This is a genomic window from Mycobacterium sp. 1245499.0 (genome assembly GCF_001673615.1).
GTDB lineage: Bacteria > Actinomycetota > Actinomycetes > Mycobacteriales > Mycobacteriaceae > Mycobacterium > Mycobacterium europaeum_A.
In genome coordinates, this window is the sequence record NZ_LZMG01000191.1 from 41,232 (window position 1) to 53,502 (window position 12,271).

Annotated in this window: 11 protein-coding genes; 8 read left to right on the top strand and 3 right to left on the bottom strand. The window is 66.0% G+C overall.

What is annotated here, in order from left to right:
• Position 1: 1 nt before the first annotated feature.
• From A5646_RS11040 to A5646_RS11050, 3 genes are read left to right on the top strand one after another with little or no spacing between them, the layout of a single operon-like run.
• Positions 2-1,147 (top strand): PHB depolymerase family esterase, encoded by a 1,146-nt coding sequence (locus A5646_RS11040; RefSeq protein WP_067021699.1) that lies wholly within the window; start codon positions 2-4, stop codon positions 1,145-1,147.
• Positions 1,147-1,527, top strand: a complete 381-nt coding sequence (locus A5646_RS11045; protein WP_066866585.1) for a nuclear transport factor 2 family protein — start codon at positions 1,147-1,149, stop codon at positions 1,525-1,527. Before A5646_RS11040 ends, A5646_RS11045 begins: the two co-directional genes overlap by 1 nt.
• On the top strand, positions 1,524-2,567 hold the full coding sequence (locus A5646_RS11050; RefSeq protein WP_066866587.1) for a TIGR03857 family LLM class F420-dependent oxidoreductase: 1,044 nt from the start codon (positions 1,524-1,526) through the stop codon (positions 2,565-2,567). The genes A5646_RS11045 and A5646_RS11050 overlap by 4 nt, the downstream gene beginning before the upstream one ends.
• A gap of 15 nt (positions 2,568-2,582) precedes the next feature.
• Here the strand turns inward: A5646_RS11050 and A5646_RS11055 are convergent, their stop codons facing one another.
• Positions 2,583-4,079 (bottom strand): acyl-CoA carboxylase subunit beta, encoded by a 1,497-nt coding sequence (locus A5646_RS11055; RefSeq protein ID WP_066866588.1) that lies wholly within the window; start codon positions 4,077-4,079, stop codon positions 2,583-2,585.
• Positions 4,080-4,343: 264 nt separating this feature from the next.
• Between A5646_RS11055 and A5646_RS11060 the strand changes: the two genes are divergently transcribed.
• The 5 genes from A5646_RS11060 to A5646_RS11080 are packed head-to-tail and all read left to right on the top strand — an operon-like array spanning position 4,344 to position 9,729.
• Positions 4,344-5,564 (top strand): cytochrome P450, encoded by a 1,221-nt coding sequence (locus A5646_RS11060; RefSeq protein ID WP_066866589.1) that lies wholly within the window; start codon positions 4,344-4,346, stop codon positions 5,562-5,564.
• Positions 5,565-5,621: 57 nt separating this feature from the next.
• On the top strand, positions 5,622-6,446 hold the full coding sequence (locus tag A5646_RS11065; RefSeq protein ID WP_067021701.1) for an SDR family NAD(P)-dependent oxidoreductase: 825 nt from the start codon (positions 5,622-5,624) through the stop codon (positions 6,444-6,446).
• Between the two features lie 56 nt (positions 6,447-6,502).
• Positions 6,503-7,120, top strand: a complete 618-nt coding sequence (locus A5646_RS11070; RefSeq protein ID WP_067021703.1) for a TetR/AcrR family transcriptional regulator — start codon at positions 6,503-6,505, stop codon at positions 7,118-7,120.
• 23 nt (positions 7,121-7,143) lie between these two features.
• A complete protein-coding gene (locus A5646_RS11075; protein WP_066866593.1) occupies positions 7,144-7,821 on the top strand; it encodes a hypothetical protein in 678 nt (225 codons plus the stop codon).
• A 3-nt stretch (positions 7,822-7,824) separates the two neighbouring features.
• Complete coding sequence (locus tag A5646_RS11080) at positions 7,825-9,729, top strand: YhgE/Pip domain-containing protein (protein WP_066866595.1); 1,905 nt, start codon at positions 7,825-7,827, stop codon at positions 9,727-9,729.
• 10 nt (positions 9,730-9,739) lie between these two features.
• Here the strand turns inward: A5646_RS11080 and A5646_RS11085 are convergent, their stop codons facing one another.
• Both A5646_RS11085 and A5646_RS11090 read right to left on the bottom strand, forming a co-directional pair.
• A complete protein-coding gene (locus A5646_RS11085) occupies positions 9,740-10,897 on the bottom strand; it encodes a Zn-dependent alcohol dehydrogenase (protein ID WP_066866597.1) in 1,158 nt (385 codons plus the stop codon).
• Positions 10,894-12,126 carry a cytochrome P450 gene (locus tag A5646_RS11090; RefSeq protein WP_067021705.1) on the bottom strand — a complete coding sequence of 411 codons (1,233 nt, stop codon included), beginning with the start codon at positions 12,124-12,126 and terminating at the stop codon, positions 10,894-10,896. Before A5646_RS11090 ends, A5646_RS11085 begins: the two co-directional genes overlap by 4 nt.
• Between the last annotated feature and the right edge of the window lie 145 nt (positions 12,127-12,271).

The window sequence follows — 12,271 nt, forward strand, 5'->3', positions numbered from 1 at the left end:
CATGGCGACGGCGTTGAGCGGGCTGAGCCTGGCCAGAGATGTGGCCCGCGAATTGGGCATGCTGATGCCGCGCACGGTGGCCGGCCTGCGCGAGTCGACCGGTTGGTCCCCGCTCTCGCCGCGCGGTGCGCGTCAGTTCGGCGAGGCGATGCTCGATGAACTTGTGCTGAGCGGCTTTTCGCTGCTGGGCGCTAGCCCTGCACCGATGCGGCCGTTGGATGGATGTACCGCGGCGGCCGAGGAGCTCTCCTCGTTGGGCATCGACCGGGCGCACGCCGAACCGAACCCGTTGCGGCCGACGTCGATTCGCAGGCGCAGCATCGCCGGCCTTGGCTACGAGCGGATGGCTTTCGAGCACGACCCCGCCTTGCCGGCCACGCTGGCGGCCGAGGGTTTGGGCGGCCCGGCGCGGGCGGTGGTGCACCTGTGCCGGCACCACGACGGGCCCAGGCCGTGGCTGGTGTGGGTGCACGGCGCGGGCCAGGGTGGCACCGAGGACCTGCTGCTGTCCCGGATCGGACGCATACATCACAAGCTGGGGTACAACGTCGCGATGCCGGTGCAGCCGGGCCACGGTTGCCGGCGACGCCAATGGCCGACCTATCCCGACATGGATCCGCTGGGCAACGTGGCGGGAATGATGCGCGTGGTTTCCGAGGTGCGCGCCGTCGTGCGCTGGGTGCGGCCGCAGGCCACGGCCGTTGTGGTGGCGGGGATTTCGATGGGAAGCCCGGTGGCCGCGCTGGTCTCCCACCTGGAAAAGCAGACCGACGCGGTCGCGCTCTACACGCCCATCCTGGGGCTCAACGCCATGATCGCGCGGCACCTGCAACGGTGGGGCTCATCGCGCGAGGGATTCCGCGAGCTGCTGGAATCGCCGGCGGTCACGAAGCTGACCTCGGTGATCGATCCCTTGGCGGTCATTCCGTCCCCGCCGCCGCAGCGCCGGCTCATCGTCGGGGCGTGGCACGACCGGATGGCGATGCGCGAGCCCACCGACGCATTGCAGGAGCGCTGGTGCGGCCAACTGTACTGGTACGACGGCAGCCACGTCGGGCACATCTTCTCGCGACGGGTGCAGCGCATCACCGACCGATTCCTGGGCGAGGTGGCCGCGCTGAAAGCGGACGACTCGGTGCCCGACTGATGGCACCCACTTGGACCGCGCGAACCGTGGTCGAGCTCTACAACCTCGTCGTGTGGAACGAACGCAACATCGAGCTGGCCGAGGAATTGTTGGGCGACACGGTGATTCGACACGAGGTCGGTGGTGCGCGCACGCTGACCCACGCCGAAGCGGTGCAGCGGGTGGTGGACATGTGGGAGCTGGCCGATTCGCTGCACTTCGACCTCAACATCGTCATCGAGGGCGACGACGGCGAGCACGTGGCGATCGTCTACGACTCGACGATCACCACCAAGGACGGCACCGAGACCAATATCGCCAGCATCGAGGTGTTCCGCGTCGTCGATGGCAAGATAACCGAGGTTTGGAACGGCGGCTACCAGCAAGGGGTTTGGAATTGACTGACCGGACGCTTGATGAATTGGGGTTCTACCTGTTGGCCGGGGCGGGCGGTGAGGGCCCGGCGACGTTGATGGACGAGGCCCGCCGCGGCGAGGAACTCGGCTTCGGCACCGCCTTCATCTCAGAGCGGTGGAATGTCAAGGAGGCGTCGTCTCTGGTCGGGGCGGCCTGCGCGGTGACCAACCGGATGCAGATCGCCACCGCCGCAACCAATCACAACACCCGTCATCCGCTGATCACCGGGTCGTGGGCGACCACGATGCATCGCCTGTCGGGCGGCCGGTTCACCCTGGGCGTCGGCCGAGGCATCGCCGCGATCTACGGGGCCTTCGGCATCCCGGCGGTGACGACGGCGCAGATGGAGGACTGGGCCCAGGTCATGCGGCGGCTGTGGCATGGCGAACTGATCTTTAATCACGACGGCCCGATGGGCAAGTACCCCATCCTGTTTCTCGATCCCGACTTCAACGAGGATATTCGACTGGCGCTGGTGGCCTTCGGTCCCAACACCCTCGCGCTCGGGGGGCGCGTGTTTGACGACGTCGTACTGCACACCTATTTCACCCCGGAGACCTTGCAGCGCAGCGTCAAAATCGTGAAGTCGGCCGCCGAGAAGGCCGGCCGTGACCCGGACAGCGTGCGGGTGTGGTCGTGCTTCGCCACCGTCGGTGACCATCTGCCCGAAGAACTGCGGCTGAAGAAGACCGTGGCGCGGCTGGCCACCTACCTGCAGGGCTACGGCGATCTGCTGGTGCAGACCAACAACTGGGATCCCGCTGTGCTGCAACGGTTTCGCGACGACCCGGTGGTCACCTCGATCGCGGGCGGGATCGATCACAAGGGCACCGCCGAGCAGATCGAGCACATCGCGACGCTGATCCCCGAGGAATGGCTGGAGCCCTCGGCCACCGGGTCCGCGCAGCAGTGTGTGGATCGCATCCGTAAGGAATTCGACTACGGGGCCGACGCGCTCATCATGCACGGCGCCACCCCCGACGAGCTCGAGCCGATCGTCGCGGCCTACCGCGCCGCTAAGTAGCGCGTGCAGAAAAAATCACGGCATGATGACGGTCCGGGTGACCGGTTCGGCGGCGGCCTGCCTGCTGGACAGGCCGCGCTTCAAGGACGCGAGCAACGCGTCGCGCGTCTCCCGGGGATCGATGAGTTCGTCGAAGCCCATGTGTTCGGCCGACCGGAAGGACGCCTCCAGCTCGGCGTTGCGCAGCTTGGCCGAGAGGTCCTCGCCGGCGTGTGACGCGCGGCTGAGCGCCGCGGCGCTCATGGCGCCCATCGTCGCCCCGGGATAGGCGAAGGTCGCGACCTGATGGTCGAAGCCCAACAGCGACATGACCATCGACCCGAACCCGTACGCCTTGCGCAGCGTCAGATGCAGCTTCAACGTGGTGGCGGCCGTCTGCGCGGCGAACATCCGTGCGCCGGCACGCAGCACGCCGCTGCGCTCGGAGCGGCTGCCGGGCAGCATGCCGGGATTGTCGGCGAGGAAGACGATGGGCAGGTGGAACGAGTCGGCCACCATGATGAAGTGCGCGGCCTTGTCGGCGGCGTCGGCGTCGATGGAGCCCGCCAGCACCTGAGGCTGGTTGGCCACCACCGCAACCGGGTGACCGCCGAGGTGGGCCAGCCCGCAGATGATCGCCTTGCCGTACTGCGGCTGCACCTCGAACCAGTCTGGGCTGTCGAAGATGACGTCGAGTACGGCGCGCATGTCGTAGACGCGGCGGTTGTCCCGAGACACGATGTCGAGCAACTCCGGCGTCTGCCGCGGCTCGGCGGCCTCGTCGGCGGGCAGCGGCGGCGGATAGGACCATGCGCTCGGCGGGAAGTAGGACAGATAGCGGCGGACGTCGTCGAGGACGGCCTCGTCGTCCTCGGCGACATTGTGGATCACGCCGCTCGGCAGGGCGACGGTCGGTCCACCGAGGTCCTCCTTCGAAATCTCTTCTCCGGTGGACTCTTTGACGACAGGCGGTCCGGCGGTAAAGATCGCTCCCTGCCTGCTCATGATCCGGAAGTCGCAGACCGGCGCCACCAGTGCGCCGTGCCCGGCCGAGGGGCCGAGTACGGCGGCGACGGTCGGGACTCGGCCCGAGCATTGCGCCTGGGCCAGCAGGTCGGTGGGGGTCCGGCCGTAATGGCCGCCGGTGGGCCGGAAGCCGGCCCCCTCGAGCAGCATCACCAGCGGAATCTTGTCCCGGACCGCCAGTTCGGCGATGCGGTAGCGCTTCGAGTTGCCACCGGGGCCGATGCTGCCCGCCATGGTGGTGAAGTCCTCGGCCCCCAGCATCACCGGTGAGCCGTTGATCTCCCCGGAGCCGACAACCAGGCCGTCGGCCGCGATCTCGCCGCCGACCAGGGTGCCCAGCTCGCGGAACGTGCCCGGGTCGAGCAGGTAGTCGATGCGCGCACGGGCGTCGAGCTTGCCCTTGCCGCGATGCTTGTCCAGCCGCTCCGGCCCGCCCATGTCCCACGCCTGCCGGCGGCGCCGCTCGAGATCCTTGAGCGTTTCTCCCCAATCCTGGGCTTTCGCCATTCCTATGTCCTACCTCACGGAGATTCGTCGCGCGACCAGTCCTTTGGTGGCGACCCGCCGCGCCCGGCTACGCCGCGCTTGCGATCGCCACCGGTCCTATGGTGGCGACCCGCCGCGCCCGGCTACGCCGCGCTTGCGATCGCCACGTTGCAGGGTCACATACTGGATTGCTTACTGTAAAGTTACCCGCATGTCTGACGCCGCTCGTCGGGAGGTCGACCAGGCGTCCCAAATCGAGGAGTCTCACCAGTGAGTGCAACGACGATGGACGAGGCCGCGAAGCTCTTGGCGGACCCGTTGGCGTACACCGACGAGCGGCGGCTGCATGCCGCGCTGACGCACTTGCGCGCCAACGCCCCGGTGTCGTGGGTAGAGGTCCCGAATTACCGGCCGTTCTGGGCGATCACCAAACACGCCGACATCATGGATATCGAACGCGAAAACATGCTCTTCACCAACTGGCCCCGGCCGGTGCTGACCACCGCCGAAGGTGACGAGATGCAGGCGGCCGCCGGGGTGCGGACGCTGATTCACCTGGACGACCCGCAGCACCGGGTGGTGCGCGCGATCGGCTCCGACTGGTTTCGCCCAAAGGCGATGCGGGCGTTGAAGGTTCGGGTGGACGAACTGGCCAAGACCTATGTCGACAAGATGATGGCGGTCGGCCCAGAATGCGACTTCGTGCAGGAGGTCGCGGTCAACTACCCGCTCTACGTCATCATGTCGCTGCTGGGGCTGCCCGAGGCCGATTTCCCGCGGATGCTCAAGCTGACCCAGGAGTTGTTCGGCAGTGACGACTCCGAATTCAAACGCGGGAGCACCAACGAGGATCAGCTGCCGGCGCTGTTCGACATGTTCCAGTACTTCAACGGGGTGACGGCGTCTCGTCGTGAGCACCCGACCGAGGACCTGGCGTCGGCGATCGCGAATGCCCGGGTCGACGGCGAACCGTTGTCGGACATCGACACGGTGTCCTACTACCTGATCGTGGCCACCGCGGGCCACGACACCACCAGCGCGACCATTTCCGGTGGGCTGCACGCCCTTATCGAGAACCCCGATCAATGCCGGCGCCTGCGCGACAACCTGGACCTGATGCCGCTGGCCACCGAGGAGATGATCCGCTGGGTGACACCGGTCAAGGAATTCATGCGGACCGCCGCCAAAGACACCACCGTGCGGGGAGTGCCCATCGCCGCGGGCGATTCGGTGCTGCTGTCCTATGTTTCGGCCAATCGTGACGAGGACGTCTTCAGCGATCCGTTCCGCTTCGACGTCGGTCGCGACCCCAACAAGCACCTTGCCTTCGGTTACGGTGTGCACTTCTGCATGGGTGCGGCGCTGGCCCGCATGGAGGTCAACAGTTTCTTCTCCGAGTTGCTGCCCCGCCTGGAATCCATTGAACTGACCGGTGATCCGGAATTGGTCGCCACCACCTTCGTGGGCGGCCTCAAACACCTTCCGGTGCGCTACTCGCTGACCTGAGCGCGGGCGCACCGTTGCGTCGGGGTCCTCGATACACTCCGGTGTGGAGGTCTCGCAATGACGCGCAGGACGATTGTCATCACCGGCGCCAGCGACGGCATCGGCGCAGCCGCGGCCCGTCGCCTCAGCCGCACCGGCGACCAGATCGTCGTGGTGGGCCGCTCCCCAACCAAGACCGCCGCGGTGGCCGCCGAATTGGACGCGGACTACTTCGTCGTCGATTACGCCGACCTGTCCCAGGTGCGGGCGCTGGCGGAAAAGATTCGTTCGCAATACCCGCGCATCGACGTGTTGCTCAACAATGCGGGCAGGATGGCCAGCAAGATCGAGCTGACCGCCGACGGTTACGAACGCACCTATCAGGTCAACTACCTGGCGCCGTTCCTGCTGACCACCCAATTGCTGGATGTGCTGCTGCAGTCGCACGCCACGATCGTCAACACCACCAGCTCGTCGCACAAGCTGATTTTCCGGGCCACCGTCGACGACCTCGAGAACACCGCCAGCCGTCGGCCGGCCGCCGCCTACGCGTTGTCGAAGTTGGCAATCATGTTGTTCACCAAGGAATTACACCGGCGCTACCATGCCGGCGGACTTTCCGTCGCGAGCGTGCATCCCGGCAACGTCAACTCCAACATCGGTGTCGCGTCGGGTTCGCGATTCCTGGTCTTCATGCAGCGGTACACCCCGGCGGTGCTGTTCATCTCGACCCCGGACCAGGGCGCCGACCAGTTGGTGCGGCTGGCGTCGAGCACGCCCGGTTCTGAGTGGACACCCGGCGCGTACTACGCCAAGCGCAAGGTCGCCAACACCAGCCGTCTGGCAGAGGACCCGCGATTGGCCGCCGAACTGTGGGAGCGCACCGCGTTCAGGCTCGGCTGACGGCTCCGTCGGGGTGATCTTCGATACTCCGTAGTATCTAACCGATACCGAACGGTATGCTGCTGCACATGTCACCTGTCAAGCCGCTTCGCAGCCGCCCCACCCGGGGCGAGGTTCGCGACCGGATCCTGGACGCGGCGTCGAAGGTTTTCGCCGCCGAAGGGTTCGCCGGTGCCACCATCGACGCCATCGGCCAAGCCGCGGGCTTCACCAAGGGTGCGGTGTATTCGAATTTCGAATCCAAGGACGAGCTGTTCCTGGCCCTGCTCGACCGCGAGTTCGAGCTGCGCGGCGAGCAGATCGCGATTGCGCTGGGCCGCAGCGACGGCGACCGCGCCGCGGCCGCGCGAGAGGTGAGCCGATCGGTGCTCGACTCGGTCCGCGAACATTCCGACTACTACGTACTGCTCGTCGAGTACTGGTTGCGCGCCCAGCGCGATCCACAGTTACGGGAACGCCTGATCGGGCGCCGCCGCGCCGCGGCCGACCAGGCACTGCACATCGTCGAATCGACCGACGCCGTGCCGGGCGACCGGCGACTGACCGACGTAGCCCAGCTCGTCGTCACGATCAACCTGGGGGTCGCGATGGAAGAGGTGTTGCGTCCGGGAACCATCAACCCCGATCTGCTCGCGCAATTGATCACCGCACTACTGGAATCGATTCCGGTTTAAAGGGTATTAGGGAAAGCCACACCATGGATGCCAAGGACGAACCGGACGACATCGCACCGGTCATCACCGCCACCGGATTGGGGGTCGACGGTGAGCACGGGCCGTTGTTCTCGGGGGTCGACCTGACCCTGACGCCGGGTTTTCACGCGATCCAGATGCCCGGCGGGCACGGGCAGACCACCCTGCTGCTGACACTCGCGGGGCGTTTCAAGCCGAGCCACGGCACGCTCACCGTCCTCGGCGAGACAACCCCGCGCGCGATTCGCCGGCAGTGCTCCATCGCGGCCTTCGATGACATCGATGACCTGGAGGATTCGGTGACCGTGGGGACAGTGCTCGCCGAGCAGCGCCGGTGGCTGGCGCCGTGGTATTCATCGGTGCCGCTGCAATCGGGTCCGGCCGAGCTCACCGAGGTCTTCGGCGAGATGGCCCCGCCGTCGAACGACACCTACATCGTCGAACTGTCAGACCTCGAACTGTTCTTGCTGCGAATCACGCTGGCGTTGCTGTCGAACCGTCCGATCCTGGTGGTCGGCGACCTCGAACAGGTTCGGGACAATTCCCGGCGAACGATCGCCGCCGACCGGCTCGGCGTGATCGCGAGACAGCGCACCGTCGTCGTCGGGGTGACCAACCCGCTCGGCACGGACGCACCCGACCACGAACTACACGATCACCGCATCCTGACCGGAGAGGGCTGAAAGATGCTGGCTGGACTCGCCTTTGGCTCAGAGATCAAACGCTTCGGCCGTAGCCGATTGACGCGCGTGGCCATCGTCGTACTGATGCTGTTACCGCTGGTGTACGGGGCGCTGTACCTCTGGGCGTTCTGGGATCCGTTCGGCCACACCAACAAGATGCCGGTGGCGCTGGTCAACTCCGACCGTGGCGCCGTCGTGTCCGGGCAGCAGTTCAACGCCGGCGCGGAGATCGCCAAGAGCCTGACCGCGGACGGCGGCCTGGACTGGCACGTCGTGGACTTAGCCGAGGCGCGCAACGGAGTCGACCACGGTAAGTACTACTTCATGGTCGAGCTGCCGCCGGACTTCAGCGCGGCGATCGCGTCGCCGGTGACCGGGCAACCGAAGAAGGCCAACCTGATCGCCGTCTACAACGACGCCAACAACTACATCTCGACGAGTATCGGCCGTACCGCCATCGGCCAGGTACTCAACGCCGTATCCAGCCGGATCTCGGGTCAGGCCGTCAATCAGATGTTGTCGGTGGTGGTTTCGTCGGGATCGGGTATCAAGCAGGCCGCGGACGGGGCGGCCCGACTCGATGACGGTGCCGGTCAGCTGGTGGCCGGCCTGGACAGCGCGCGGTCCGGCTCGGCGACGCTTGCCGCCGGTGCCAAGCAACTGTCAGACGGAATCAACCAGGCCACCGACCCGCTGCTCGCGGTGACCAAGGCGGTGTCCCAAATCGGTGGCAGCACGCAGCAATTGCAACAGGGTGCCACCGCGCTTGCGCAGGCCAACGATCAGCTCGGCACCATCGCCGCGGCGCAGGACGCCGCCGCGAGCTCGCTGTCATCGGTGATCGATCAGCTCGCCGCCCGACAGGATCCGCTGGCGAACAACCTGCGCGGCATCCAGGATCAGCTGCGGGGCCACCAGTTCACGCCCCAGATCCGCCAGCAGCTCACCGATGCGCAGAACGCGGCGATCGCCATGACATCGGGATTGCGCAACCCGGGCAGTCCGCTCGCGTCGGCTCTCGACCAGGTCGGCGGTAAGGGACAGGAGTTGACGAACAAGCTCACCCAACTGCGCGACGGGGCCCAGCAAGTCGCTACCGGTAACGCCGAATTGGCCGGCGGCATCGGCAAGCTCGACGACGGCGCGCGCCAGCTCAAAACGGGATCGGCCGAGCTGGCGACCAAACTCGCCGAGGGGGCCAAGCAGGTACCCAACTGGACAAGCCAGCAAAAGGATGCGGTCGCCGACACCATCGGCGGTCCGGTGCAACTCGAGGCTTCACATGAGAACGCCGCGCCCAACTTCGGCACCGGGATGGCTCCGTTCTTCCTGACGCTCGCGCTGTTCTTCGGCGCCTTGGTGCTGTGGATGGTGCTGCGGCCCTTGCAGACTCGCGCGATCGCCGCGGAGGTGCTCGCGATCCGCGTGGTGCTCGCCAGCTACCTGCCCGCCGCCGCGATCGCGGTATTCCAGGCCGCCATTCTCTACTGCGTGGTCCGGTTCGCTCTCGGTGTGCACGCGGTGCACCCGGCGGCCATGCTGGGGTTCATGATGCTGATTTCCGCCGCGTTCGTGGCCGCCACGCAAGCCATCAATGCGCTGGTTGGTCCGGCGGTGGGCCGGGTGCTGATCATGGCCCTGCTCATGTTGCAGCTCGTCAGCGCGGGCGGCTTGTACCCCGTGGAGACCACTTCGCGGCCGTTCCAGGTCCTGCACCGCTTCGACCCGATGACCTACGGCGTCAACGGACTCCGGCAGCTGATACTCGGTGGTGTCGACGCCCGGCTATGGCAGGCGATCACGGTGCTGGCCGGGATAACGGCTGTCGCACTGGCGATCTCGTGCCTGTCGGCGCGCAGAGACCGGCTCTGGAATCTCAGCAGGCTGATTCCCGCGATCAAGATATAGCCGGCGTGGTTCAGCAGATCCCGAAATCGATGATGCCCCGCACGATTCTGCCGTTGAGCAAATCGTCGTAGGCGTCGTTGACCTCGTCGAGGCGATAGCGCTTGGTGATCATCTCGTCGAGCTGGAGCTGGCCCGTCTCATAAAGTTTGGCCAGCCTGGAGATGTCCGCCTTGGGGTTGCACGAGCCGAATATGGTGCCCGCCAACGTCTTGTTCATCAGGATGAAGTCCTGCAGGTCGATCTTGACCGACCGGGTCAACTGCGAGGTCATGCCGGTGAGCACGCAGGTGCCCCCCTTGCGGGTGAGCTTCACCGCGTCGCGTACGTCTGCCGGAGTGATCAGCGACGGCGAGACCACCACCGCGTCGGCCATCACTCCGTAGGTCAGACCGCGCACCAGGTCCAGCGCCTCGTCGATCGTCGCCGCGGTGTGCGTGGCGCCGAACTGCAGCGCCGATTTCTGCTTGAAGTCCACCGGGTCGACGGCCACGATCTGGGCGGCGCCGTTGATCCGGGCGCCCTGGATCGCGCCCGTCCCGATCCCGCCGACACCGATCACCGCGACGGTGTCCCCGGCGCGCATGTTCGACCGGTTGGCGACGGAGCCGTAACCGGTTGGGATGGCACAGGACAGCAGCGCGCTCGACGTCAGCGGCAGGTGTTGCTCGATCTTCACCAGTGAATTCGTCGACACCACAGTGTGTTCGGCGAATGCGCCGATCTTGGCGATGTGGCCGAGGCTGCGGCCGTCGGCGGTGTGGTGGCGGAAGGTGCCGTCGGTCGGCATCCCCGGGATCATGGTGCCGATGCCGACATCGCAGAGGTATTCGATTCCGCTGGCGCACCAACGGCATTGGCCGCACACGGCGACGAACGACATCACCACGTGATCACCCGGCGCGAAGTCGGTGACGCCGGGGCCGACCTCACGCACGATGCCAGATCCCTCGTGACCGCCGATCGTCGGGAACATGGTCGGCAGCCCCATGGATCGCATCACCTCATTGGGCGCCGACATGTCGCCCTTGAGGATGTGGTCGTCGGAATGGCACAGGCCGGCGGCTGCCATCTGTACCAGGACCTCGCCGGCCTTGGGGGGATCGAGCTCGAATTCCTCGACGGACCACGGCCCGCCGACGTCGTGCAGGATCGCCGCGCGGCTTCTCATGTGGCGGGGGCGAACGTGACCGGAAGCTTGTTCGGCGACCGGAAGGTGAGCCCGACGATCCTGGATTCCTCGCCGGTTCCGTCGTCGGGCACGAACGCCAGCCGTTCGACGCGGTCGAACAGGCTGTTCAGCATGACGCGCGTTTCCAGCCGGGCCAGGTGCATGCCGAGGCACATGTGGATACCGCCGGCGAAGGCGATGTGGGACTGGCGCGGCCGGCGAATGTCGAAGGTGTTCGGATCGGTCCAGCGGCTCTCGTCGCGATTGGCCGAACCCATACACATGTCGATCTGCGCCTCGGCCGGGATTGTCTTGCCGCCGATTTCGACCTCTTCGGTCGTGGTGCGCATGACCATGGTCAGGGGCGTCTCGTACCGCAGGCCTTCCTCGATCGCCATCGGTATCAGCGACCGATCCTGATACACCATGGCCAGCTGTTCGGGATGGGTGAGTAACAGGTACAACAGATTGCCCGACGAGCGATAGGTGGTCTCCAAGCCGGCCGGCAACAACAACCGCAAGAAGGCGATGATGGCCTCGTCGGTGAGCTTTTCCCCGTCGATCTCGGCGGCAACCAGGTCGCCGATGATGTCATCGGTCAGCTTGCGCCGGCGCTGTTCGACTTGTTTGAGGAAGTAGTCGTAGAGCTCGGTGGCGGCGTTCAATCCCGCCACGATGTCGGTGGGGATCGAGATCAGGTCGAGGGACAGACGCCGGAACAGGTCGAGATCCTCGGCGGGCAGCCCGAGCAGCGTCGAGATGATTCTGGTGGGAAATTCGAAGGTCACCGCCTTCACCAGATCGGCGTGACCGTCGTTCTTGATTTCGTCGACGAGTTGGTCGCAGACCGGCCCGATGACCTTCGGCTCCCAGCGCTCCAGCGCCGTCGCGCGGAACGCTTTGGCCACCAGGTTGCGGTGGTCGTGGTGTTCCCTGCCGCCCATCGCCAGGATGGTGTGTCCCATCACCAGCCCGATCGTCTTGTCGTACGCGGCCGAGGTGAAGACGCGGTCGTCGCGAAAAGCTTGCGAGACACCGTCGTAACCGAACAGGACCCATTCGTCGTTGGGCCGCAGCTCTTCTGGCAGCTGGCTGTTATCGCCCAGGGAACCGTGCCATACCGGGTCGGTGTGGCGCATGTGCTCAAAGAAGGGATAGGGGCTGGTTTCGCCGGTGAAATCCAATGCAGGTGCGACGGGCTGACCGTTCGGGCCAGTGCTGAGCGTCATCAGCGCTCCTCCTGAGACAACCGATAAGGCCGTTCACGCGGACCAAAAGCGAGTGCCCGCGAAGTCCACGGCGGGTGGAACCGAGCGGAAAATAGCTATCATAGTATAGATAGCAACGTAGCCCAATGGCTCGGACGCTTTCCGT